General features: G+C 63.5%; 15 protein-coding genes and 1 pseudogene. 9 read left to right on the plus strand and 7 right to left on the minus strand.

Annotation, left to right across the window (positions count from 1 at the left end; genetic code table 11):
* Positions 1-58 precede the first annotated feature (58 nt).
* Complete coding sequence (locus ASN89_RS17590) at positions 59-277, plus strand: hypothetical protein (protein ID WP_152988597.1); 219 nt, start codon at positions 59-61, stop codon at positions 275-277.
* Here the strand turns inward: ASN89_RS17590 and ASN89_RS17595 are convergent.
* Together ASN89_RS17595 and ASN89_RS17600 are read right to left on the minus strand one after the other, a co-directional pair.
* A complete protein-coding gene (locus ASN89_RS17595; RefSeq protein ID WP_082654626.1) occupies positions 274-8,901 on the minus strand; it encodes a GH36-type glycosyl hydrolase domain-containing protein in 8,628 nt (2,875 codons plus the stop codon). The two genes, ASN89_RS17590 and ASN89_RS17595, sit on opposite strands and share 4 nt — an antisense overlap.
* A 393-nt stretch (positions 8,902-9,294) precedes the next feature.
* A complete protein-coding gene (locus tag ASN89_RS17600; protein ID WP_058050183.1) occupies positions 9,295-11,322 on the minus strand; it encodes an aminotransferase class V-fold PLP-dependent enzyme in 2,028 nt (675 codons plus the stop codon).
* Positions 11,323-11,476: 154 nt separating this feature from the next.
* Here ASN89_RS17600 and ASN89_RS17605 point away from each other — a divergent pair, with 154 nt between their 5' ends.
* Positions 11,477-11,974: an Lrp/AsnC family transcriptional regulator gene (locus ASN89_RS17605; protein ID WP_034753155.1), complete on the plus strand. Its 498-nt coding sequence runs from the start codon at positions 11,477-11,479 to the stop codon at positions 11,972-11,974.
* Between the two features lie 141 nt (positions 11,975-12,115).
* Positions 12,116-14,092, plus strand: coding sequence for a methyl-accepting chemotaxis protein (locus tag ASN89_RS17610; protein ID WP_082654621.1), 1,977 nt, complete (start codon positions 12,116-12,118; stop codon positions 14,090-14,092).
* A gap of 9 nt (positions 14,093-14,101) precedes the next feature.
* Here ASN89_RS17610 and ASN89_RS17615 read toward each other — a convergent pair whose 3' ends face one another.
* Positions 14,102-14,602, minus strand: coding sequence for a thioredoxin family protein (locus ASN89_RS17615; protein WP_034753151.1), 501 nt, complete (start codon positions 14,600-14,602; stop codon positions 14,102-14,104).
* A 155-nt stretch (positions 14,603-14,757) separates the two neighbouring features.
* Here ASN89_RS17615 and ASN89_RS17620 point away from each other — a divergent pair, with 155 nt between their 5' ends.
* The 6 genes from ASN89_RS17620 (at position 14,758) to ASN89_RS17645 (ending at position 21,784) form a co-directional block, all read left to right on the plus strand.
* Positions 14,758-15,048, plus strand: coding sequence for a DUF3349 domain-containing protein (locus ASN89_RS17620; RefSeq protein WP_235502002.1), 291 nt, complete (start codon positions 14,758-14,760; stop codon positions 15,046-15,048).
* 78 nt (positions 15,049-15,126) lie between these two features.
* On the plus strand, positions 15,127-16,293 hold the full coding sequence (locus tag ASN89_RS17625) for an HPP family protein (protein WP_058050185.1): 1,167 nt from the start codon (positions 15,127-15,129) through the stop codon (positions 16,291-16,293).
* A complete protein-coding gene (locus tag ASN89_RS17630; protein ID WP_058050186.1) occupies positions 16,290-17,387 on the plus strand; it encodes a M48 family metallopeptidase in 1,098 nt (365 codons plus the stop codon). The genes ASN89_RS17625 and ASN89_RS17630 overlap by 4 nt, the downstream gene beginning before the upstream one ends.
* 134 nt (positions 17,388-17,521) lie before the next feature.
* Positions 17,522-19,342 carry a DUF885 domain-containing protein gene (locus ASN89_RS17635; protein WP_058050187.1) on the plus strand — a complete coding sequence of 607 codons (1,821 nt, stop codon included), beginning with the start codon at positions 17,522-17,524 and terminating at the stop codon, positions 19,340-19,342.
* Between the two features lie 169 nt (positions 19,343-19,511).
* Complete coding sequence (locus ASN89_RS17640; protein WP_052755479.1) at positions 19,512-20,612, plus strand: SRPBCC family protein; 1,101 nt, start codon at positions 19,512-19,514, stop codon at positions 20,610-20,612.
* The gene (locus tag ASN89_RS17645; RefSeq protein WP_058050188.1) at positions 20,609-21,784 is read left to right on the plus strand and encodes a zinc-dependent alcohol dehydrogenase; all 1,176 of its coding nucleotides are present in this window, start codon (positions 20,609-20,611) and stop codon (positions 21,782-21,784) included. Before ASN89_RS17640 ends, ASN89_RS17645 begins: the two co-directional genes overlap by 4 nt.
* Positions 21,785-21,831: 47 nt before the next feature.
* Here ASN89_RS17645 and ASN89_RS17650 read toward each other — a convergent pair whose 3' ends face one another.
* The 4 genes and pseudogenes from ASN89_RS17650 to ASN89_RS17660 all read right to left on the minus strand — a co-directional run.
* Positions 21,832-22,671 carry an HDOD domain-containing protein gene (locus tag ASN89_RS17650; RefSeq protein ID WP_046682085.1) on the minus strand — a complete coding sequence of 280 codons (840 nt, stop codon included), beginning with the start codon at positions 22,669-22,671 and terminating at the stop codon, positions 21,832-21,834.
* A 76-nt stretch (positions 22,672-22,747) separates the two neighbouring features.
* Positions 22,748-23,500, minus strand: coding sequence for an ArsR family transcriptional regulator (locus ASN89_RS17655; RefSeq protein WP_235502000.1), 753 nt, complete (start codon positions 23,498-23,500; stop codon positions 22,748-22,750).
* Positions 23,501-24,016: 516 nt separating this feature from the next.
* Entirely contained in the window at positions 24,017-24,169 is a 153-nt protein-coding gene (locus tag ASN89_RS29040) for a hypothetical protein (protein WP_161911779.1), read from the minus strand.
* A gap of 50 nt (positions 24,170-24,219) precedes the next feature.
* Positions 24,220-26,411, minus strand: a pseudogene (locus ASN89_RS17660) (DNA-directed RNA polymerase subunit beta'); the annotation flags it as partial.

Raw genomic sequence — 26,411 nt, forward strand, 5'->3', positions numbered from 1 at the left:
TCGACATGAACAGTGGCACGGTGCCACTTGGTGCCCACCGCGCTTTCTTGAGGAATGTATGCAGTTAAATAGAAAAGTGGCGGCGCTGTGCCTGGCCGCTTGCGCCATCCAGCCTGCCTCCGCCACGGCGGCAGCCTTGAACTACCACCAGGCGGCAACGCCGTCCGCGCCCGAAGTGCGCACGCGCGACCTGCTGCTGTTTGGCGCCGGCCTGATCCTACTGGCAGGCCGGCGCCGTCCCGAACACGATACGTGGCAAGTACGGGGGCAGGACTAGAGCAGCAATAGCACCGCATACTCGCGGCCCTCGTCGCGCAGGGCGATGCTGTTGCCGCCCTGCGCCACGCCATCGAGCGACAATCCCGCAGGCCGCCCCTGCGCCTGCTCCACCGTGATGGCATAGCTGCTGGCGCCGAAGCGGTAATGCAGCTTGAAGCTGCGCCACTCGGCCGGCATCGTCGGCGCCATGCGCAGCACGTTCGCTTCGCGCGTCAATCCCAGCAGGGATTCGACGATCAGCCGGTACAGCCAGCCCGACGATCCCGTGTACCAGCTCCAGCCGCCGCGTCCCACGTGCGGCGCCACGGCATACACGTCGGCCGTCACCACGTACGGTTCCACCTTGTAGCGCGCCACCGCCTGCGCGTCTGCGCCATGGCGTACGGGACTGATCATGCGCAGCAATTCCCACGCCTTTTCGCCGTCGCCCATGCGGGCAAACGCCATCGCCGTCCAGATGGCAGCATGCGTGTACTGGCCGCCGTTCTCGCGCACACCCGGCACATAGCCGCGGATGTAGCCGGGATTGAGGTCGGCCTTGTCGAACGGCGGATCGAGCAGCTGGATCACGCCCGAATCGCGGCGCACCAGGCGCGCATCGACCTGGCGCATGGCGCCGGCGACCCGCTCCTTGTTGGCGGCGCCCGACAGCACGCCCCAGCTTTGCGAAATCGAATCGATCTGGCATTCCTCGTTCGTGTGCGAACCCAATGGCGTGCCGTCATCGAAATACGCGCGCCGGTACCACTCGCCGTCCCACGCATGCTCCTCGACGTTGGCGGCCAGTTTCACGGCTTCGTCACGGCAGAACTGGGCGAACGCAGAGTCGCCGCGCAGCATGGCCACTTCGGCAAAGCGCTGCAGCACTTCATACAGGAAGAAAGCCAGCCATACGCTCTCGCCCTTGCCATGCTCGCCCACCTTGTCCATGCCATCGTTCCAGTCACAGGACCCCATCAGCGGCAAGCCGTGCACGCCGAGGCGCAGGCCATGGCGGATGGCGCGCACGCAGTGTTCGTACAGGTCCGCCGATTCGCCCGAACGCACGGGCAAGTCGTAATACGAATCCTCTTCCGGCTTGACGGCGCGCCCCTCGATGAAGGGCGCCACTTCCGACAACACGTTGACGTCGCCCGTGGCGATGACGTAGCGGCAGGCGGCCAGCGGCAGCCACAGGTAATCGTCGGAGCAGTGCGTGCGCACGCCCCGGTCCGACGGCGGATGCCACCAGTGCTGCACGTCGCCCTCGACAAACTGGTGCGCCGCGCACAGCAGCAAGTGCTTGCGCAGCAGCTGCGGCGCCGTGTGGATCATGGCCATCGCATCTTGCAGCTGGTCGCGGAAACCGTAGGCGCCGCCAGACTGGTAATAGCCGCTACGCGCCCACAGGCGGCAGGCGATGGTCTGGTACATCAGCCAGCCATTGGCGATCACGTCGAGCGACGGGTCGGGCGTTTCGATGCGCACGGCGCCCAGGGTACTTTCCCAGTGCGCGCGCACCGCGTCGAGCGCACTGCGGGCCGCTTCCTTGCCCGCATGGCGCTGCACCATGGTGCTGGCGTCGGCATTGCGGCGCCCGCCCACGCCGAGGATAAAGACGATTTCGCGCTCCTGTCCCGGCTGCAGTTCGAACGGCACCTGGATGGCGGCACACTGGTCCAGTCCCGTGCCAGCCTTGCCGGACAGGCGCACGCGGCGCAGCGCCGCCGGCTGCGCCAGGCTGCCGTTGCGGCCGATGAATTCATTGCGGTCGCAGGTGATGGAGCGGATGCTGGCGTCCGTATTGAAGAAGCCGACGCGGCCCGAAAACTCCGTGTTGTAGTTATTGCGCGCAAACAGGGCACCGCTGATCGTGTCGACCTCGGTGGCCACGTGCATGCCGGACTTGGCGCGCAGGTCGGCCATCACCCATTCCACATAGCCGGTAACGGACAGGCGGCGCGGCACGCCGCTGTCGTTACGCACCTTGATCACCGAATATTTGACGGCCGCATCGAGCGCCACATAGGTGCACAACTCCGTGGCGATGCCGCCTTCGCTGTGTTCGAAAATGCTGTAGCCGAAACCGTGGCGCGTCACGTAGTCGCCGCTGCCGCGAGCGGGTAAAGACGAGGGCGACCAGAACTGGCCCGTCTGCTCGTCGCGCACATAAAACGCTTCGCCGGACAGGTCGGACACGGGGTCGTTCTGCCATGGCGTGAGGCGGAATTCATGCGCATTCTCGCTCCACGTGTACGCCTGCCCCGCTTCCGACACCACGGTGCCGAATTGCGCATTGGCCAGCACGTTCGACCACGGCGCCGGCGTCTGCTTGCCTTCTGCCGTGGTGATCACGTATTCGCGGCCGTCGGGTGTGAAACCACCGAGGCCATTTTCCAGGATCAGCTCGCGCTTGGGCGCCCGGTGCGGCACGCCGCCCTGTTCGCGGGCAGGGTCCTGCAGCAGCGGCGGCATGCGCAGCACGGGGCTCGGCGGGCGCTTGACCTGCTCGGCCAGGGTGCCGCGCAAGTCGCTGATGATGGCGCGCGCCACCGATTGCAGCAAGATGCGGTCTTCATTGGCGATCTGCTCGGCCAGGCGCACGAAGATGCCGCCCGGACGGTCGATCGCCTGTGCATCGATGCCCGAGGCAATCAGGCCCATGATCTGGTCGTGCAGCAGCTGGCGGTAGCCCGACTGCTCTTCGTACCAGATCACCAGGTCGACGATCAATCCTTTCAGGCGCCAATAGGCATGCGCCTGCACCATCTGGCGCGCCAGCTCGATATTGGCCGCGTCGCGTATCTGCAGCAGCACGATGGGCAGGTCGCCGGAAATGGCATACGCCCACAGGCCGGACTGGCCGCGCTGGTTCTTGATCAGGATGCTGGCTTCGGCGCGCAGGGCCGCATTCGGATAGATCACGGCGTTGGCCAGGCGCGCATACAGCTGCGCGTCCGCTTCGCTCGCGTTCAACTGGCGCAGCACCACCTGGCTGTGCGTCCAGGCCAGTTCGAACACGCGGTCGGCCAGATGGCGGTCCTGGTATTTGTCGATCAGGTGCAAGGCCGCATCGCGCTGCTCGGCCATGCCGGTGACGCTGTCGACCGTCACAGCCTGGTCGGGTTCGAGCGTGATGACGTAGCGGATGGCCACGATGGGGTCGAGCACGGAACCGTGGCCGCCACTCAGCGGCCCACTTTCCTGCAGCGCCTGCGGCAACTGCGCCGTGTTGCCGCGGCCGATGAAGCGCGCGCGGTCCGTCTCGAACGATACTTCATAGCGTTCGATATCGTGCACCGTCATCACATGCAGCAGCCACGGCATCTGCTCCTCCTTCGAGCGGGGCCGGCGCGTGCACAGGATCGCCTTTTCATGCGCGAGGATTTCCGTCTGCACGAACAGCTTGCTGAACGCGGGATGGGCCGCATCGGCCGCCGCCGGCGCCATCACCACTTCGGCGAAGCTGGTGATCTCGATGCGCCGCTGGCGGTTCGAATTATTGCTGATGCGCGTACGCCGGATTTCGATGTCGTCCTCGGGCGAGACGACGATTTCCGTGTACAGGTCGAGGCCATGGTCGGCGCGGCGGAACTCAGCCCGTCCTTCCGAAAAAATCACTTCGTACTTCTTCGGTTCGGCCAGGGTCGGCTGGTACATGGTGGACCAGACGGCACCGTCGTCGAGGTCGCGCAGGTAGCAGAAATTGCCCCAGTTATCACGCGTGCTGTCTTCGCGCCAGCGCGTGACGGACAGGTCTTTCCAGCGGCTGTAACTGCCGCCCGCATTGCTCACCATGACGTGGTAGCGGCCATTCGACAGCAGCTGAGTTTCAGGCACGGCGCTGTTGGCTTGCGTGAGGATGCGCATCGGCATGGCCTGCTCGGGCGCGCCGCTGCGCAGCACCGCCAGTTCGGCCGTGTTCGAATAAAACGCGCCTGCCTGCGGCGTGCGTTCCTGCAGCACCAGCAAGGCCGATTGCAGCAGCGGATCGGACTCGAAACGGCGCTGCATCGGACGGTCGTGCAGCAGGTAGCTGAGGGCCAAAAAGCCCATGCCCTGGTGATGCACCATGAAGGAGCGGATGATGGCGCTGCCCTGCCCGCGCGGCAGGCGCGCCGTGGTGAAATCGATCGCCTCAAAAAAGCCGTAGCGGCCCATGTAGCCGGCCGCCTGCATGCGCTGCAGATTCTGGCACGACGCTTCCGGCTGCACCATCAAGCCCATCATGCTGGCGTAAGGCGCCACCACCAGATCGTCGGCCAGGCCCCGCTTCAAGCCCAGTCCCGGCACGCCGAAGGCACGGTATTGATAGTTCAAACTGGCGTCGACCGTGTTGTAGCCGGACTCGGAAATCCCCCACGGCACATCGCGCTGGCGCCCGTAATCGATCTGCGCCTCGATGACGGAGTGGTAGGTCTGGTCGAGCAAGGTGTTCGGGTAGTTCGGCATCACCAGGAGCGGCATCAGGTACTCGAACATCGAGCCGCTCCACGACAGCAGCACGGGCTGGCCGGCCACCATGCACAGCTGGCGGCCCAGGGCGAACCAGTGCTCCTGCGGCAGCTGGCCCTGGGCGATGGCGATGAAGCTGGCCAGGCGCACTTCGGAAGCCAATAAGTCGTAGTAGCTGGGGTCCAGCCGCCGTTCGCTGACGTTGTATCCGATGGCCAGCAGTTTCGTCGATGGGTTGTACAGGAAGCCGTATTCGATCTGCGCGAAGTCGCGCGCCTGGCCCGCAGCATGGGCGATGTCGCGCATGTGGCGGCCCGCCTGTTCGCGGCCTTGTGCCAGCAAGGCGGCCAGCTCCGGCTGCGTGCCTTGCGGCGCTTCCAGATTGGCCAGTTCGCGCAGGGTCGGCACGCGCATCAGCGCCGCATCGACGCCCGCCTGCGCCGCCCACGGCGCCAGTTGCAGCAATTCGGCCAGCGCCGCGCGGCACTGGCGCGCCAGCGCACCCGCCCACATCGACAGCTCGCCATCCTCGCTTTGCAGGGTCAGCGACAGCAGCGCATCGGCCGCGCCATTCGCGGCGGCGAGATAGGCATGCCATTCGGCCAGGCTGGCGGGAGCGGCCGCTGCCTGCAGCAGGGTCATGCTCTCGCGCATGGCCTTGCCCTCGCCTTCGGCGGCGATGAATTCCTGCAGCACCTGCGCCGTCGTGCGGATGCCCTGCACCACCTGCGCGCCGATGATCGGGGCGTCGTACAGTTCCACCAGTCCCGGCTGCAAGGTCAGCAGATGGCCGGCCAGGTTGCCGCTGTCGACCGTCGAGATGTACATCGGCTGCAGCGCCTTGAGCGTTTGCGTGTCGTACCAGTTATAGAAGTGGCCCTGGAAGCGTTCCAGCTCCCCCATGCTGTGCAAGGTGGCACGGCTGCGTTCGATCAGCTGGCCCATGGTGATGTAGCCAAAATCGTAGGCCGTCAGGTTGGCCAGCAGCGCCAGGCCGATATTCGTCGGCGAAGTGCGGTGCGCCACCACCAGATTCGGATGTTCCTGCATGTTATCGGGCGGCAGCCAGTGGTCGTCCGGCCCGACGAAGGTGTCGAAATACGCCCAGGTCTTGCGCGCCACGCCGTGCAGGAAACGCCCCTGCTCGGCCGACAAACGCGCCACGGCCCGCTCGATGGGGCGGCTGATCCACCAGGCGATGGCGGGGGCGGCCAGCCACAGCAGCAGCACCACGGCGGCGGCCGGCAAGGCTTCCGGGCGCCAGTAGAGCAAGGCGCCGAAGGCGGCCAGCGCCAGCGCGGGCGAGCACCACATGGCGCGCCAGCTGTCGGCCTGCGAACCTGACGATACATGCAGGTTCGAGGCACGCCAGTCGAGCAAATGCTTGTGCGACACGCCCAGGCGCCACAGGGTGCGGGCGATGGCGTCCAGGCTGATCCACGCTTCGTACGGCAGGAAGACGAGGGTCAGCATGGCGTGCGAAAACTGCACCCCGCAGCGCCGCTCGAAGGCGGCCAGGTGCTGGCGCCACAGGGTGTCGCGTGGCTTGCGCAGCAAATCGTACAGGGCCGAAAAGACGGGCGGCAGGAAGATGATGGCCAGCACGGCCGCGCTCCAGAATGCCACATGCGGCAAGAAGCCCCACACCAGCAGCAGCGACACGGTGGTCGCGGGCGCGACGACGCTGCGGCGCAGATTGTCGAACAGCTTCCAGCGCGACAGCATCGACAAGGGATTGCGTTCGCGCTTGCCGGCGCGGCCCGGCACCCGGCCCAGCAGCCAGCCGATCAATTGCCAGTCGCCGCGTATCCAGCGCTGGCGGCGGCTCACGTCGGCGTCGTAGCGGGCCGGATATTCCTCGTACAGCTGCGAGTCGCTCAGGAGCCCCGCGCGCAAATAACAACCTTCCAGCAGATCGTGGCTGAGGATTTTATTGTCGGGCAGGCGCTGGCCCAGCACGCGCTCGAACATGTCGAGGTCATAGATGCCCTTGCCGATGAAGGAGCCTTCATAAAACACGTCCTGGTACAGGTCGGAAACCGTACGCGTATACGGGTCGATGCCCGGCTCGCCGCCACACAGCAGCTCGTAGCGCGACGCGTTCGCGCTGGGCAGCGCCACGGCCACACGCGGCTGCAGGATGCCGTAGCCGGCCACCACGCGCGTGCCGGCCGCGTCCAGCACGGGGCGGTTCAGCGGGTGCATCATGGTGGCGATGAATTCGCGCGCCGCGTCGCGCGGCAGCTGCGTATCCGTGTCGAGCGTGATCACGTATTTGATCGTGCGCAGGCCGCGCAACTCGCCTTCCACCAGCGAGAATTTGTCGCGCGCGCCGCCGCGCAAGAACGCGTGCAGGTCGGACAATTTGCCGCGCTTGCGCTCCTGCCCCATCCACGCATTCTGCTGCGAATTCCACAGGCGCGGACGGTGCAGCAGCAGGAACGGCCCGACATGGCCCAGTTCCTCGGGGTCGGCCGGGTCGCCGTTTTCCTTAAATTCGACGCCTTCCACGCGGTATTTCTCGTTCAGGGTGCGGATGGTGTCCTGCGCCTGGCGCAGCAGGGCTTCGTCACCGGGCATCGTTTGCGCCTGCGCGTCGACGAAGTCCGTCAGCAGGCAGAAACGCAGGTTCGGATCACGGTTGGCGAGATAACGCACTTCCAGCGCCTCGCACAGGGCCGCCACGTTTTCCTGGCTGTAGATCAGGGTCGGCACGACGACGATGCCGCGCGCGTCCGACGGAATGCCGGCCTGGTAATCCATGCGCGGCAGCGGGTGCGGCGACGTCATCAAGGTCGCCAGCCAGTTCACCACGGCCACGGCCAGCTGGCTGCTGCCCAATAGCGCCAGCGCGCCCAGCGCTGCCAATGGCCAGCCCTGCACGCCATGGCGCACGGCGCGCTCGAGCAGCAAGGCGCTCGTCGCCAGGCTCAGGAAGCAGATGGCACCCAGGTAGACGGCCAGCGGCGCGGCGCGCGCCGTATGCTGCAGCGCCTCGACAAAGGGCAGCTTCGCGCCTGCCAGCTTTTCCAGTACCAGCACGCCGCGCCCCACCAGGTAGAAGCCGATGTGGCCACGGCGCGCGTCATTGCCGTTGCCGTGCGTGTGCGCCAGCTTCACCACCATCTCGGCCACTTCCACTTCGCTGCGCGCGCTGCGCTTGGCGATGCGTTCGATGGCGTGGCGGTAGCTGTCGCGCGTGGCGAAATCCATCAAGCCATAGGTGCCGGCCGGGTCCAGGCGCAAGGTTTGCTCGACCACGCTCATGGTCTCGACGAATTCCTGCCAATCCATGGTGCCGAGAAAACGCAGGCTGCCGATGCTGTTGGCGATCGACACCTGGTCGGCCGCCTGCTGCCCGATCTCGGACTGGATCTGCTGCTCGATGGTGAGGCCCGACTCGGCCAGCTTGTGCGTCAGCCACGACAGCGCCAGGGTCAGCGAGGAACTTTGTCCCTGTAGGCGGCGCGACAATTCAGCCACGAAAGCGCTGGTCATCGGCGGATTCGAACGGGCCATGTCGGCCACCAGCAGAATCAAGCCGCTGGGATTGCGCTCGGCGATCTCCGTCATCTGGTCGGCCCAGGTGTTGGCCAGGTCGCGCTGCATGCGGTCGTCGGCCACGCGCACGGCCACGCGGCGCAGGTTTTCGATCAGGGCCAGGCGCAGCATGATGGGCACGGCCCAGAGTTCGCCCAGGGTCAAGGTGGCCACGTCCTGGTAGGCCTCGACGAAGTGGCACAGATTTTCCAGGTCGACCCTGCCATCGCCGTGCGAGATGATTTCCAGCGCAATTTTGTAGACGCGCGGGCAGCCGGCATCGGGGCCCGATGTCAATCGCGGCAGCTCCTTGCTGTAGTTCTTCGGCAGGTGGCGCCGCGTGGTGCGGATCTGCTCTTCGATCAGATAAAAATTATCGAGCAGCCATTCCGACGCGGGCGTGACCTGGCGCCCGCTTTTGACGGTCGCCGTCAATTCGTTGACGGTGGCCGTGATCAGGGCTGCATTGTCGGCCAGGCGCGCCAGCAGGCGGTCGCGGCCATGATGCTTGCCCACCGCATGGCCGGTGGCCACATGCTTGCCGTGGGCGGCCATCTGCATGGCGCTGAATAATTCGGAACGCAGGGGCAAGGCATCGTCGCGCGCGGCGTCGAAGGTGTCCGGTGCAAGGGAATGGTCGCGGAAGATTTCTTTAACTTTGGAAATCTGTTCCTTGATCTGCTGCGTGACAACTGCTGTGTACTCTTTCAACTTGGGCCTCGCTAGGTGCGCGCACACAGCCAGCGGCCACCGTCACGCGGGCCCAGTCTGCAAGAACACGATCGGACACTGGCGAAGACGGAAAGCGAAGCGCCGGAGCGTTGCGACGAATCTCAGGGTATAGGGAGATTTTCTGAACTTCATCGTAGGAGGGCCGCGCAGGCAAGACCGTGCGCTAGCGTACATAGCTGCCGCTTTGGAAGCGTGTCGGCAAAGAAATTTGCGGACTGGACAGTGAAAAAATGCCGCAAGGAAACGAATAGCGTGCACCGTGCCGATGATGACACGGTGCAATATTTCAACGAGGAAAGTTCAAGCCGCTCAGGCAGCGATGGCCAGCGGGTGGCGCGTCGCTTCCGCCATCGCCATGCCGCCGTTGAGCTGCCATGCCGCGCCGTGGCCGAGGCGGCGCAAACAGGCGCTGGCGCGCGCGCTGCGATTGCCGCTGCGGCAGAAAAAGACCAGCGGGCGCTGCGGCTGCTGCAGCCACGCGGCCACTTGCCCCGCCAGGCGGCTCAGCGGTACGCTGCGTACCTCGCAGTCCTCGAACACCGTGCCGACGCACGCCGCATGTTCATACGCTTCGCGCACGTCGACGAGGATGGCGTCGGGATGCTGGCGCAGGAAGGCGGGCAAGGCGGCCGCGTCGAGCTGCAGTTCGGCGGCCGGCACGCTACCGTCCTGCACCGTGCGCACGGTATCGCAAATGCTGCCGTCGTCGCCTGACGCGCACAGCACGGTGTCTTGCGTCAGCAGCGCCGCCTCCAGCAAGGGGGCCAGCGCCTCGGACGCCAGATTGCCGATGAAGGCGAAGCGCTGCTCCAGCAGGTACACATGGGTTTCGCCGCACTCGATGCGGCGCAAACGCTGCTGGCCCAGCGCCAGCTCACCGTCGATATCGACGCGGCCGACTTGTTCGATCTCGAGTTCCTGCAGCAAGGCCAGACGCGCCACGCCATGGTCGGCTGGCGCCGCCGTGTGCACGATGGCCCGCAAGGCCAGGTGCTGGCAGCGGATGAAGGCGGCCAGGCGCGGCACGAGGGCGGCGACGGGATCGATGACGACGCAACTGGCGCTGGCAAGGTCGCTGAGCAGCCAGGTGCACTGGCCATCGACGCTCAACTGGACTACGCCGTCCTGCGGCGATGGCGCCAGTGTCGACGGCGACAGGCAGCTGCTGCGCAGCGCTTCACCGCAGCGCTCGATGCGCGCGCAGGCGGCGGTAATGGTCGCCGCGTCGATCAGGGGGCCGAACGATAAACGGATGGCCGAGCTGGCGCGCCATTGCGGCACGTGCATCGCTTCCAGGACATAGCTGGGGAGCGCCTTGGCGGCGGAACAGGCGCTGCCCGAGCTGACGCGCACGCGCGCCGCGTCGAACAGGTCCAACAGCTCTTTCGAGGACAGGCCCGGCACGGAAAAATTGAGCGTCGTCGGCAAGGACAAGTCGAACGGCATATTGAAGACGATGCCGGGGAAAGCGCGTTCCAGGCTGGCCACCAGCTGCACGCGGAACGCGGCCAGGTCGGCGTCGCTGCGGAAGGTCTTGCCATCGTCGAGCGCGCCCAGCACGGCGCCCAGCGCGGCGATGCCTGCCATGTTTTCCGTGCCCGAGCGCAGGCCCGCCTCCTGGCCGCCGCCCATCATCAGGGGCGTAAACGGGGCGCCGGCGCGCACGTACAGCATGCCGATGCCCTTGGGCGCGTACAGCTTGTGGCCGGAAAACGGCGCGTAATCGATGCGCGTGGCGGCCAGGTTCAGTTTCAGCTTGCCCAGCGCCTGCACGCAATCGACCATCCAGTAGGCATCGGCACCGCGTTCCTGCAGCAGGTGGGCGATGCCGGACAAATCGCTGACGACGCCCGTTTCATTATTCGCCGCCATCGTGCACAGCATGGCCGCGTCGCCGATCAGCGCACCGAGCGCCTGCAAATCGTGGCGCCCCTGCGCATCGACGGGCAGCTTGCGCACTTCCAGGTTCAGGCCCAGCAGCCGATTCCAGTGCGCCAGGCTTTCCGGCACGGCCTTGTGCTCGGTCGCGCCATACAGCAGCAGGCTGCCGATGCGCTTGCCTGCATCGCGCCGTTCGCGCAACGCACACAGGGCCGACAGCACGGCCGTCTGGATGCCTTCCGTGGCGCCGCTGTTGAACATCAGGCGGCCGTCGCCCACGCCCAGCAAGCGGGCGGCGCGCTGGCGCACGCCATCCATCATGGCCTTGGCCTGCAATCCCGTCGCGTGGGTGCTGCTGGGATTGCCATAGCCCTGCTCCATCGCTTGCCGGGCGGCGGCAACGGCGGCGGGCAGCACGCAGGTGGTGGCATTGCTGTCGAGGTAGATTTCTTTCATGATGGCAGTCTGAGTATTCTATAAAAAGGGCACAGCACAGGCGGCTGGAATATATGGATAGTCTACCGGCCTGCCCCCGTGAAGATATGCCAAAAAATGCTGCAAACGATGTACCATGCAGCATGTTCATGCCATAAAAACCGGATTAATGAAAATGAATTCACCAAACGCCTCGCTCGACAAATTTGACTGCGCCATCCTCGCAGCCCTGCAGCAGGACGGCACCCTGTCGATCGCAGCCCTCAGCGAGAAGATCGGCCTGTCCAGCACGCCTTGCTGGAAGCGGGTCAAGCGCCTGGAGGAAGACGGCTATATCGAGAGCCGCGTGGCTATCGTCAACCGCCAAAAAGTGGGTTTGCCCGTGACCGTCTTCGTCAGCGTCCGCACGGGCCAGCACGATGAGAAATGGCTGCGCCGCTTCGCCGCCGCCGTCATCGTCTTGCCCGAGGTACAGGAGTTTCACCGCATGAGCGGCGACATCGACTACCTGCTGAAAGTCGTCACCACCGACATCAAGGGCTACGACACGTTTTATAAAAAACTCATCAAGGCCGTGCAGCTGACGGGCGTGTCGTCCGCCTTTTCCATGGAGCAAATCAAGTGCAGCACGGAATTGCCGCTGGAATTGATCGCCCACGGCTTGCCTGCCTGAGACGATCGCGCGTTGCTGCAATGCAACATAAATGAATGAAAAGCAGCAATGGTGCGATGGAAGGCGCAGTGCGGCCGGTATACTGTCTGCTCGCCTGCCCGCTTTTCTGCTCATTCTGCAGGCCATCCTCCAAGGTCTTCCATGTCTCTGCTCCGCCGCCTCTCCATCCAGAAAAAACTCCTGTTCAGCATGGGCTTGTGCCTGCTGCTCTTCATGGCGATCTCGTCTTTCCTCAGCGTGCGCATGAGCAGCGATTACGTGCGCGAGCGCGTCGTCAGCCAGGAGTTGCCGGCGCAAGTGGGCGAAATCCGCAACGACGTGCTGCGCCAGATCAGCCAGCCCCTGTCCGTGGTGCAAACCATGGCCAATGATGTCTATCTGCAAGACTGGGAGGACGCGGACTTGCCCGACAGCGGCATCGCCACCTTCCAGCGCTACGCCACCGTGGTCAAGGAAAAAAACAAGGCCGCCTCGATCAACTGGGCCTCGGCCAGCACAGGCAAATATTTCACCACGGAAGGCTTGCTGCGTACCCTGGACAAGAACCAGGCGGCAGATCAGTGGTTTTATGGCTTGCTGGCCGGCGACAAGGCCTACACGCTCGACATCGACAAGGCGGAAAACTCCAGCGACCTGATGCTGTACCTGAATGCGCGCGGCCAGACGGCGGGCGGCAAGCAGATCGCGGCCGGCCTGGGCCTGTCCATCAATGCGCTGGCCGACACCATCCGCAGCTACAAGATCGGCCAGACGGGCCATGTCTACCTGGCGCGCGCGAATGGCGTGCTGCTCGTGCACCGCGACACGGCCTTGGCCGATGGCAAGCATGCACTCAAGGATTTGCCCGGCTTTAGCGATATCCTGAGCCAGAGCCTGCTCACTGGCAAAAAATACGCGTATGCCATCTACGATGCGCCTGCCGGACGCCAGTTCGTCGCCGCCTCCTTCGTGCCGGAATTGAATCTGTACGTGATGGCCGAAGTACCGGAAACGGAAGTGCTGGGCAACGTCACGCGTTCGGCCCTGATCGCCGCCCTGATCGCCGGCCTCGTCGGTGGCGGCATTGCCCTGTGCATCATTTATGTCATCAGCCGCGCCATCGCAGCTCCCGTCGCACGGGCGGCCGACATGCTCAGCGAAATCGCCAGTGGCAATGGCGACCTGAGCCGCCGCATGCCCGTCGAATCGGAAGACGAGGTCGGTGCGCTGGCCGCCGCCTTCAACCGCTTCGTCGCGTCGCTGAACGTGACGATACGCGAAGTTCGCGACAGTACGGGCTCCATTGCCAGCGCATCGAGCCAGATCGCGTCGGGCAACCTGGACCTGTCGGCGCGCACGGAAGCCCAGGCGTCGAGCCTGGAAGAGACGGCGGCGGCCATGGAAGAACTGACGTCGACCGTGAAACAGAACGCGGACAACGCGCGCCAGGCCAATCAGCTGGTGGTATCGGCGTCGAGCCACGCCGTCAAGGGCGGTGAAGTCGTGGGACAAGTCGTGCAGACGATGGGCGCGATTACGGAAAGTTCACGCAAGATCGCGGACATTATCGGCGTGATCGATGGCATTGCCTTTCAAACCAATATCCTGGCGTTAAATGCAGCGGTCGAGGCGGCCCGTGCGGGCGAACAGGGCCGCGGCTTTGCCGTGGTGGCAACCGAGGTGCGCAACCTGGCGCAGCGCTCGGCGGCGGCAGCGAAAGAAATCAAAGACTTGATCGTCGACTCGGGCAGCAAGGTGGAAGCGGGCAGCAAGCTGGTCGACTCGGCCGGCGCCACCATGCAGGACATCGTCGTTTCCGTGCAACGAGTCGCCGACCTGATGGGAGAAATCGCTTCAGCCAGCCAGGAGCAAAGCCAGGGTATCGCGCAAGTCAATGCCACCGTGACGCAGATGGATGACGCGACCCAGCAAAACGCGGCGCTCGTGGAAGAAGCGGCGGCGGCCGCCCAGTCCTTGCAGGACCAGGCGGGCCGGCTGGCACAGGTGGTCAGCGTCTTCAAGCTGGAAGAGACCGGGCATGCGGCGCAGCAGCAGCCTCGGCAGCCGACGCACAAGCCCATGCTGCCCACGCCATCGCGCCCGGCAGCGCCGGCCAGCGATGCGTGGGAAGAGTTTTAAAGAAGACCCTTAAATCGCCGGCGCTTTCACGCTGGCCGCTTGCTTGAAGAAATCATAAATGCCGCTCTCGCTCATGCGGCGGGCATTCGCCAGTTCGCCGCCCTTGGTGGCGTACAGCACCTGGTTGTTGTCGCTTGATACGAGCACGGCAGCCGGGATGCCTTTCTTGAGCGGATTGCCATAGGCTTGCGCCACGTCTAGGTTATGGTCGAAGTTACCCACGTCGACCTTGACGACCTTGAACTGTTGCTGCATCAACTCCGCGTTCTTGCCTTCCTTCAATGCCTTGTCGAGCGCGCGGCAATCCTCGCACCAGTTGGCGCCAAAGATCAGCAAGACAGGCACGTGCGCCGCCTTGGCTTCGGCCAGCGCACGGGCCACGTCGGCCTTGGCGTCGGCCGCCGCGTTGTACGGCAAGTGCGGCGTGGCGACGGGGTTGGCCGGCGTCGGCGCGGCGGCAACGGCGGTGCCGGCAAGCAGCAGGCTGGCAAGGAAAAGAGAAAAGCGCATGCGGGCTCCTGAGAAAAATCGTGGGGACCAGCTGAACAGCTGCCAGCTAGTGTGATTGTCTAGAATATGCCTGCTTGTGGGAAATATCCACCATTTAATTGCACTGTGCTTATGCGGAAAACGTATAAGCAACACCAAGGAGTAGTCGCTTGAGCATGTCAGATACCCTGCCCCCAACCTTGTCCGGCACCGCGCGCATGCTGCGCAGCGCCTATCCCGCGGGCATTCCCGGCTCGGCGTATTTCCCCGTATTGGCCGTGCTGTATGAACACTTTTCCGACCGCAACCTGGCCGAGCTGATGGCTGCTGTAATGGGCAAGGATGCGGCGGTGGTTCTCAATGACATCTATGCCTGCGCCAGCAGCAAACCGGCATCTGCCGCCATCGCGGCCGCCAAGCGCTTGCTGGAGCAACACGGCTTGCAAGCCATCTGTGCCGAAGATTGATGCCTGCAGGCAGCGAAATGGAACGCATGGGATAATATCGGGCTGACACTGAGCAACGCGGCCCGAACGCGCCCTCCCATGACGACTTCTTTCCTGGCACGCTGGCTGCCGCAACCGAACAACGGCAGCCGCCGCGAACAATTGCGCGCCTGCGCGGGGGCCATCTGCGGCTTGCTGCTGACGGGCCTGATCTGCCATTTCCTGCTCGCCCCCGACAGCGCCAGCGTCTACCTGATCGCGCCCATGGGCGCCTCGGCGGTACTGCTGTTCTGCCTGCCGGCCAGCCCGCTGGCGCAACCGTGGTCCGTGGTGGGTGGCAATGTGGTGTCCGGCCTGATGGGCATGGCCTGCGTCAAATGGCTGGGGCCCAGCGTGGGCGTGGCGGCGCTGGCCGCCTGCCTGGCCATCGGCGCCATGTTTGCCCTGCGCTGTTTGCATCCGCCGGGCGGCGCCGTGGCGCTCACCACGGTGGTTGGCGGCGCCAGCGTGCATGCGGCCGGCTTTGAATTCGTCTTTATCACCGTGCTGTTCAATTCCGCCGTGCTGGTCGCTTGCGCCGTGCTGTACAACAACCTGACGGGACGCCGCTACCCGCACATCCAGCAACTGGTCGCGCCGCATCCGCACGCCACCAAGGATGACGTGCCCAGCAACCGGCTGGGCTTTTCGCCCGATGACCTCGACGCCGTCCTGCGCCAGCACAGCGAAGTGCTCGACATCAGCCGCGACGATTTGCAAGCGATCTTCCTGCAAACGGAAATGCGCGCTTACCAGCGCCGCTTCGGCGTCGTCACCTGCGCCGACATCATGTCGAAAGACGTGCTCAGCGTGGAATTCGGCACGCCGCTCGATGTTGCCTGGCGCACCATGCGCGAGCATCAGGTAGGCGCCCTGCCCGTGCTGAACCGGGCGCGCCGCGTCGTCGGCATCATCACGCAGACGGATTTCCTGCGCCATGGCGGCCTCGACGATTACCAGGGCATGCGCCAGCGCCTGCGCAGCTTGCTGCAACGCAGCGGCTTGTCCCACAGCGACAAGCCGGAAGTGGTGGGCCAGCTGATGACGCCGTCGCCGCACACGGCCCGCCTGGGCACGCCCATCATCGATCTGGTTCCCCTGATGGCCGACGCCGGCTATCACCATATTCCCATCCTCGACAACGAAGAGCGCCTGGCCGGCATCATCAGCCAGTCTGACCTGATGGCGGCCCTGTACGAAAGCCGCTTTGCCGAGGCCGCCGCATGACGCCATTCCAGGCACTGCTGACTGACCCCGATGGCGGCCCGGCGGGCACGGCCGTCAGCGCGCATTTTTTCGCCAACCAACTGGCCATCGATGCGCCCGGCCATGGTGTCGACGTGGCGCAGCTGGTCGTCAGCGTGGGCGGCGTCGATGGGCCGGAGCTGTTCCTGAACTGGCTCGACGCGCAAGGTCGGCAAGCGTCGCTCAAGCCGCTGACGGCTAGCGACATCGCCATCGTCTTGCGCGAAGCGCCGGCCGCGCTGCAGCCGCAACTGCAGCGTTTGTGGGGCGAGCGCCAGCGCAACCGGCGGCAGGTGTCGGGCTGGCTGGCCGGTTTGACGGGCGCGGCCGTCGTCGCAGCCGGCCTGCTGTGGTGGCAAGGCGGCCATGCCGTCGGTGCGCTGGCAGGATTAATCCCTTTGTCGACGGAAAAACAGCTGGGCGAACTGGCCCTGGCGCAAGTGCGCGCCCAGGGAGGCGTCAGCGAAAGCGGCGTGACGCAGCAGACGGTGCAGGAGATCGGCCGCAAGCTGACGGCCGGCTCGCGCTACCAGTACCGCTGGCTGATCAAGAACGACGACACGGTCAACGCATTTGCCATGCCGGGTGGCATCATCGTCGTGCATACGGGCTTGCTGCGCCAAGCCGCCGACCCGGGCGAGCTGGCCGGCGTGCTCGCGCATGAAGTGCAGCACGTGGAGCAGCGCCATTCGCTGCGGCAAATGATCAGCAGCCTGGGCTGGGGCGCCCTCGTGGGCGTGACCATCGGCGACATCAGCGCCGTGGCCGCCATGCTGGCGCACCAGGCCGGCACCCTGTATTTCAGCCGCGACATGGAAGAAGAGGCGGACCGCCTCGGTTTGCTCGCCTTGCAGCGCGCACATATCCGCCCCGATGGCATGCTCAGCTTTTTCCAGAAGCTCGATGAGAAGGACAAGGCCAAGGTACCCGACTGGATTTCCTCGCACCCGCAAACGGCGGCGCGCGCGCAGCAAATTCGCAGCCTGATCGCCGCCACGCCGTGCCCTGCCTGCCTTCCCCTGACCAGCAGCCACTGGCAAGCCATGAAAGCGTCCCTGCCGCCTACGGCAAAATAGCAACATTCCCCTCGTACAATTTATCCAAACGTACTGTGCAATGGCGTATGCTTACGCCCCGGCTGCTCGATCGCGACCGGCCACCCCGACCCACAACGCCTCCGTTCATACCCTCCTTACAAAGGACATCGCGCATGAAGCATCGTTTTGCCGCCGGCACCCTCGGCACCCTGGCCATCTCCCTGTTGCTCGCCTACGCGCCCATGGCGCAAGCGGCCCAGCCCGCTGCCAAAACAGCCGTCGCGCCCGCCGTCAGCGCGCCAAAAGCAAAGCAACAACTACAAGTGCTGGCCGACACATATTACGATGCACAGGCCCGTTTCGAGCCGATCAATGCCACCGAAAGCGGCGACAACCGCTTTGATGACCAGCTCGGTTCAGCCATCGTGCCCGCCGCGCGCGCAAAACAGTTCGCCCTGTACCGCCAGTACCAGAAGACCCTGCGCAGCATTGCCCGCGCGCAGCTGTCGCACCAGGACCAGATCAACTACGACATTCTCGACTATGAGCTGGCCACGGCCCTGAGCTTCGAGCGCTTTCCGGAATACCTGCTGCCATTGAACCAGATGGACAGCATGCCCGTTACCCTGGCCAATTATGCGGGCGGCGAGGCATCGCAGCCTTTGACCACGGTCAAGGAGTATGACGCTTACCTGAGCCGTATCGGCCAGTTGCCGGGCTGGATAGACCAGGCCATCGCCAACATGAAGGTCGGCATGCAAAAGGGCATCGTGCTGCCGAAGGCGCTGACGGAATCGGCGCTGCCGCAATTCAAGAAGCTCGTCAGTGCCACGCCGCAGGACAGCGTCTATTACACGCCCATCAAGAACTTGCCGGCCAGCTTTTCCGACGCGGACAAGGCGCGCCTGACGCAAACCTATACCGTCATCATCGAAGCCAAGCTGATGCCCGCGCTGCAGCGCCTGTCCACCTTCATGGAACGCGATTACCTGCCGGCCGGCCGCGCGAGCAGCGGCTGGAGCGCCCTGCCCGATGGCGCGGCTTGGTACCAGGCGCGCGTGGCCAGCAGCACCACGACGGATCTAAAACCGGAGCAGATCCACGCCATTGGCTTGAAGGAAGTGGCGCGCATCCAGGAACAATACGCGATCGTGGGCCCGAAGATGGGCTACAACGGCCCAGCCGCCGGCTTGCCCGTGTGGGTGTCGGAACAGGCGAAATACCGCCCTTTCAAGACGGAACAGGAAGTGCTCGACGTCTACCGCAAGCTGAACGTGCTGCTCGACAGCAAATTGCCCGCCCTGTTCACCCTGGTGCCGAAAGCGCCGCTGGACTTGCGTCTGGAACCTGAACTGAGCCGCGACACGGCCGCCGACCACTACACGGCGCCGGCCGCCGACGGTTCGCGCCCCGGCGTGTTCTGGTCCGTCGTCACGGATCCGAAACTGTATGGCGACACGGGCATGACCACCTTGTTCCTGCACGAAGGTAAACCTGGCCACCATTTCCACCTGGCGCTCGTGCAAGAGATGGACTTGCCGAACTTCCGCCGCTTCGGCGGCAACAATGCCTTCACGGAAGGCTGGGCCCTGTATGCGGAAACCCTGGGCAAGGAAATGGGGCTGTTCGAGGATCCGGCCCAGTATTTCGGCCATTTGAACGACGAGATGCTGCGCGCCGTGCGCCTCGTGGTCGACACGGGATTGCACACCAAGGGCTGGACGCGCGAGCAGACGATCAAGTACATGCGCGACACGCTCGGCTATGACGCCGTGGCGAAAAGCGAGACGGAACGCTACATGGCCTGGCCGGGCCAGGCGCTGGGCTACAAGATCGGTTCCCTGAAGATCGTCGAACTGCGCCAGCGCGCGCAGCTGGCGCTGGGCGACAAGTTCAGCCTGCCGAAGTTTCACGAAGTGGTGCTCGGCGACGGCACCCTGCCCCTGAAACTGCTGGAAGCCAAGGTCGACCGGTGGATCGCGCAGCAGAAGTAAACTAACCCACTCCTGTGAGAACGGCAGCGCCAAGCGGGGCTGCCGTTTTTTTTCGTGCCGATATTTGATCTGGCGCAGATCCCTTCACAAAACAGCGCATCGCGCGCACGCCTGCCGGAACGCGTACCAGACCATGCTGCCTAATTCCCATACACAGAAGGGAGGCAGCATGCAAAACGAAGACATCAGCGATGGCGCCACGGCGCGTCCGCCAACATGGCGGCAGCAGTCAGAAATACCAGCGGAAACATCCGGCTCGTCCGGGAATGGGCACGACGCCATTCTTCACTACACGAGCGCGCGCGGCCAGTCCGATACACGGCCACAGCGGCACATTCCCGACGATACCCCGCGCGGCAACCGTGCCCTGATCGCGGCACTTGGCTGGCTCAGCATCGGCCTGGGCCTGGCCCAGCTGGTGGCGCCGCGCGGCCTGGCGCGGGCCAGCGGCTTGCGTGGCGTCTCATCTTTATGGATACGCGCCATCGGCCTGCGCGAAATGGCTTGCGGCGTGGCCTTGCTGCGCGGAGAAAGCAGGCCGGCATGGCGCTGGTCGCGCATCGCCGGCGACGCCATGGACCTGTCGCTGCTGGGCGTGGCCATGGCCAGCCGGCGCCATGCGCGCACACGCCTTGCGGCGACGGCGGCCGTGGTGGCAGGCGTGACGGCCATCGACTATATCGCCAGCACACAACTGGCGCCGCGCAAGCTGAGCGAATTGCCTGCACCCGGCGAAGAGGGGCTGGCGCTGCAAAAGAGCGTCATCGTCAACCGTTCCGCCGACGATTGCTACCGCGCCTGGCGCGACCTGGAAAACCTGCCCCGCTTCATGCCGGGCCTGCAGTCGGTACAGGTAATCGATGCGCGCCGCTCGCGCTGGCACAATGTCGAAGGCGAGTGGATAGGCGAACTGACAGACGAGCGTCCGGGCCAGGGCATGCGCTGGCGCGCGGCGGAAAACCATGCGGAAACGGGCGCGCTGGAACTGTCGCCCGCACCGGACGGCCAGGGCACCGTGGTGACCATGCAACTGCACATGCAGGCGCCGGTCGGCAAGGTGGGCGCGGCCGTGGCCGGCCTGTTCAGCCAGGCGCCCGCCTACCAGATCGAGACCACCCTGCGCCGCTTCAAGCAGTGGATGGAAACGGGCGAGGTCAGCACCACCGAGGGCCAGCCATCGGGCAAGCGCAGCTTCAAGGCACGGCTGCTGAGCAAGGCTGGCAACAAGGCAAATGCTGCAGGCACGCAAACGAATGGAGGTGTGTCATGAAAGCCAATTGCTGGCACGGCAAGCGCGACGTACGGATCGAACACGTGCCCGATCCCGCCATCCTCAATCCCGGCGACGCCATCATCAAAGTCAGTTCCACGGCCATCTGCGGCTCCGACCTGCACCTCTACAATGGCGTCGTGCCCACCATGGAACAAGGCGATATCCTCGGCCATGAGTTCATGGGCGAAGTGGTGGAAACGGGCTCCGCGGTACGCAAGCTCAAGGTGGGAGATCGGGTGGTGGTGCCGTTTCCCATTGCCTGCGGACGCTGCTTCTTTTGCGAGCAACAGCTGTATTCGGTGTGCGAGAACTCCAATCCCAACGCCTACATGGCGGAAAAGATGTGGGGCCACTCGGGCGCGGGCATCTTTGGCTATTCCCACCTGACGGGCGGCTATGCGGGCGGCCAGGCCGAATATGTGCGCGTGCCGTTTGCCGACGTCGGCCCCATCAAGGTACCGGACGAGCTCAAGGATGAACAGGTGCTGTTTCTCTCGGACATACTGCCGACCGGCTATATGGCGGCCGAAGCCTGCGGCATCGCGCCGGGCCAGGTGGTGGCCGTATGGGGTTGCGGCCCCGTGGGGCAGTTCGCCATCCAGAGCGCCTTCCTGCTCGGCGCCGAGCGCGTCATCGCCATCGACCATTACCCGGAACGCCTGCGCATGGCACGCGAACTGTCCGGTGCGGAAACTCTGCATTTCGATGCCGTGGACGTGCCCGACGCCCTGCGGGAAATGACGGGAGGACGGGGACCAGATGCCTGCATCGATGCCGTCGGCATGGAAGCGCACGGTTCCGGTATCAGCTATATCTATGACCGCCTCAAGCAGACGATGAAACTGGAATCGGACCGTCCCACGGCCCTGCGCGAAGCATTGATGGCATGCCGCAACGGCGGCGTCGTCTCGGTGCCGGGGGTGTATGGCGGCTTCAGCGACAAGATCCCGTTTGGCTCCATCATGAACCGTTCATTGACCATCAAGACGGGGCAGACACACGTGCAGCGCTACATGCAGCCGCTGCTGGAACGGATACAAGGGGGCGAGCTCGATCCCGGCGCCATCATTTCCCACCACCTGACCCTGGACGAGGCCCCGCACGGCTACGAGATCTTCCAGAAGAAACAGGAGCAATGCATCAAGGTGGTATTGCACCCCGGCCCTTGACCTGCGCTGGCAGGCAACGTGGCCGGATCAGATGAGCAATGCGTATTTCAGACGAGCAGCGCGGCGCTCATCGAGCGCACTTCCTCGTTTGACTCGGCCAGGATGCTTTGCAGGGTGTCGTTGTCGATAATGAAATCGATGACGGAATCGGAAGGCGTGAGCATTTCCACGTACGTCACCTGCAAGGGCGACTGCACGGGCGACAGCTGCTTGGCCAATAACAAGGTGTCGAGCAGGGAGTCGGGCGGTATCGATAGCAAGCCATCGCGCAAGCCTTCGATGGCTTCGCTCACTGCCAGCGGGATCAGCAGCTTCTTCATGACTTCGCGGGAAATGATTTCTTCTGCCGACTCCATCCAGTGATCCGCATCGTCGTCGAGCAGGCCGGGGAATTCGTCGGCACGCGACAGCAAGTAAAAACCGCCCACCTCATGCACGATGCCAGCGAACAGCGCCGTGTCGGCATCGACGTGCGTCACGCGGCGGGCAAGCACGTGGGCCAGTGCCGCCACATGGGCAGTGTGTTCCCACAGCTGGGTCGCCTTCTGGCGCAGGACGGGGTCGATGATCTTGCTGCCGAACTGGCGCACCACCATGGCCGCCACCAGCGCGTACAGATTGCGGTAACCCATGCGCATGACGGCGGCGCGCACGCTGGTCACGGGTGCGGCATCGCCGCGGCTGTACACGGCCGAGTTGGCCAGCGCGACCGTGCGCGCCGCCAGCAAGGGCTCGGCCAATACCAGCTTGATCGCATGGTCGATGTGGCAGTCCGGCTCAGCCAGGGCCAATTGCAATTGCAGTGCGGAATTCACACTCGTGGGAAACGTTAATTCTCCACGCACTGCCTGGGAAACAATTAAACCGAAAGCCTGTAGTTTGTTCATCATACGATCAATCCGCCTCAGATATTATTCTGACCAACAATTTCAAGCATCAGAAATTGAATGCCAGGCCCGGCCTTTAGAATACAGAAGGCATGTGATTCGCTTGTAATGAAGCATCAGGTAATGCCAGCGCATGCAATAGCGATTCATCGCCGATGACAAACAGCTTCGGCTGCTGTAATACCTGCAGCAGAAATGGCTGGCCTTCGCGCAGCCGCCGGCGATAATCGGCCAGCGTATATAGGTTGGGATTGATTTTACGCCGTAAGGTTCGCTCGGCCGGGGCCAATCCCGTCAACAGATCGCCATAATTGGCTTCTTCGCCCACCAGCAGCAAATCGATGGCGCTGCCAGGCATGTCCTGTCCCTTCGCCGTGGCGCCCGACACGAAGGCCAGATGCAGCTGGGCACGCAAGGGCGCCAAGGTCATGCTGAGGACGCCGACGATGCCGAAGGTTTTCTGCACCAGTCCGCTCAACTCCGGATACACGAGGCTTTCCTTGTTGGGCCAGAAGCGCCGCACGTTGCCGATCCGCTCCGACGTGATCAGCCCTGACTCATGCAGCCGGCGCAGTTCCCGCTGCGCCGACGCGCTGCCCAGTCCCGTCAAGCGCATGATCTCGTTCAAGTGAAAACCTTCATTCACGCGAACAAAGAGCAAACCCAGCAGTTTCTGCTGGGCCGGAGTAAACAGGGCTTGGGCAATCATGCGCCAAATCTTAGCATGAATGAACTGGAAGCTGGCGTGGCGAAGGCAATTGGGCGTGACGCCACAACAACGCCGTGTTGCGCCGTCACCGGCAACTGGGCGAGCCCATGCGCAACGCATGGCGTTGACACAGCAACAGGCAGTTTGCAGCTACATTCCTTGTGAGCGCTCACTTCAGATGCGCTGGCGCGCCGGTCAGATATCCCTGCCTATCGCGACCGCCGGGCTGACGCAACGCATCACCAGATCTAGCCCATCAATTCAAACATGCACGACGCAACAATAACTCAGCCATATTTATTCAAAAATCGAGCAAGATGAATATCGGCATATAGGTTTATTTGCAATCTCAACCATTAATAACAGCATGACTGAGCAGGAGTTTCAATGCCTGATTTACTCTTCATTTACTCATACTGCCAATAAAAATACCAGGCATGAATAGGCAATATCGATAATCGCATCCTGATCAATACATCGTATAAATGATCATCTATGGTGGAGATACTGCCGGATATAGACGGAACACCATGATTATCGCGTTCCAATCTGGTTTGTATATATGCACTAGTTAATGCGCTCAGGCATAAAAAAACGGCACCCGAAGGTGCCGTTCTTGTCAGCTAGCAGCGCAAATTACGCTTCGTCGCCGTGGTGTTGCTGGGTTTCGATGGCCAGCAAATCTTCGGCGGCTTCACCGGCCAGGGTGGCTTTATCGGTCAGCAGCGGGGCTTGAAGCTCTGCGGTCGTCTCCTTGCCTGTGCGGTGGAAGGCCGCAGTGACGCACATAAAAAAAACGGCACCCGAAGGTGCCGTTTTTTGTCAGCTAGCAGCGCAGATTACGCTTCGTCGCCGTGGTGTTGCTGGGTTTCGATGTCCTGCAGCGCTTCGGCAGCTTCGCCAGCCATCGAGGCTTTCTCGGCCAGCAGCAGTGCTTGACGCTCTTCCACTTCCCACGCTTCTTTCTCTTTGCGTGCGCGGTGGAAGGCCAGGCCCGTACCGCCAGGAATCAGGCGGCCGACGATGACGTTCTCTTTCAGGCCGCGCAGACCATCGCGCTTGCCCATGATCGCCGCTTCGGTCAGCACGCGGGTGGTTTCCTGGAACGATGCGGCCGAGATGAACGAATCGGTCGACAGCGATGCCTTGGTAATACCCAACAAGACGTTTTCGTAGGTCGCTGGAATCTTGTTCTCAACGGCCATGCGATCGTTCTCGTCCAGCAGTTCCGAACGCTCTACCTGCTCGCCAACGATGTAGTTGGTGTCGCCGGCATTGACGATCTGAACACGGCGCAGCATCTGACGCACGATCACTTCGATGTGCTTGTCATTGATCTTCACGCCTTGCAGACGGTACACGTCTTGCACTTCGTCAACGATGTAACGTGCCAGCGCTTCGATACCCAGCAGGCGCAGGATGTCTTGCGGATCGGCCGGGCCGTCCACGATCATCTCGCCCTTGTTCACGACTTGGCCGTCATGCACCAGCACTTGTTTGTCCTTGGTGATCAAGAACTCATGCTTGTTGCCGTCCATGTCCGTGATTTCCAGACGCTGCTTGCCTTTGGTTTCTTTACCGAACGCAACCGTACCCGTGACTTCCGCCAGCATACCGGCATCTTTCGGCGAGCGCGCTTCGAACAGTTCCGCAACGCGTGGCAGACCACCGGTAATATCGCGTGTTTTTTGCGATTCGGTAGGAATACGTGCCAGCACTTCACCAACCGATACCTGCTGACCGTCCTTGACCATGATCAGCGCGCCGACCTGGAAGCCGATCGCCACCGAGTGTTCGGTGCCGGCGATCTTGACTTCTTCGTTCGCGTCGTTGATCAGCTTGACTTGCGGACGCAACGTTTTCGTCAACGAACCGCGACGTTTCGCATCGATCGCCACCAGGGTGGACAGACCGGTCACTTCGTCGACCTGACGGGCTACGGTGACGCCTTCTTCGACGTTCTCGAAACGCACTTGACCGGCGTATTCGGTAATGATCGGACGGGTCAGCGGATCCCACGTTGCCAGGGCCGTACCGGCCTTGATGACCATGCCGTCCTTGACGATCAGGGTCGCGCCGTACGGCACTTTATGACGCTCACGCTCACGGCCATGGTCGTCGGTGATCAGCACTTCGCCGGAACGGGAAATGACGATTTGCGCGCCCTTGCCGTTCGTCACGTAACGCATGGTTGCCGTGAAGCGGATGGTACCGTTCGACTTCGCTTCCACCGACGATGCCACTGCCGCACGCGATGCCGCACCACCAATGTGGAACGTACGCATGGTCAGCTGGGTACCCGGCTCACCAATCGACTGCGCTGCCACCACACCGACGGCTTCGCCGGCGTTGACCAGCATACCGCGGCCCAGGTCGCGGCCATAGCACTTGGCGCACAGGCCGAAGCGCGTGTCGCAAGTCAGTGGCGTACGCACCTTGACTTCATCGATGGACAGACGCTCGATCTCTTCGACCATGTCTTCGTCCAGCAACGAACCGGCTTCGTACAGCGTTTCCTGGGTTTCAGGATGGACGACATCGTGCACGGTAACACGGCCGAGGATACGGTCGCGCAGCGCTTCGATGACTTCACCACCTTCGACCAGCGCCTTCATCAGCGCGCCGTTCATGGTGCCGCAATCGTCCTCGATCACCACCAAGTCTTGCGTCACGTCAACCAGACGACGCGTCAGGTAACCGGAGTTCGCCGTTTTCAGCGCCGTATCGGCCAGACCTTTACGCGCACCGTGGGTCGAAATGAAGTACTGCAAAACGTTCAGACCTTCGCGGAAGTTCGCGGTAATCGGCGTTTCGATAATCGAGCCATCCGGTTTCGCCATCAGACCACGCATACCGGCCAACTGACGAATCTGGGCTGCGGAACCGCGCGCGCCGGAGTCGGCCATCATGTAAATGGCGTTGAACGATTCTTGCGTCGACTTGGTGCCGTCGCGGCGGATCACGTCTTCGACTTTGAGCTGGTCCATCATGGCCTTGCCGACTTCATCCGAGGTTTTGCCCCAGATATCGA

This window comes from Janthinobacterium sp. Ant5-2-1, assembly GCF_001445815.1.
Lineage (GTDB): Bacteria > Pseudomonadota > Gammaproteobacteria > Burkholderiales > Burkholderiaceae_D > Janthinobacterium > Janthinobacterium lividum_E.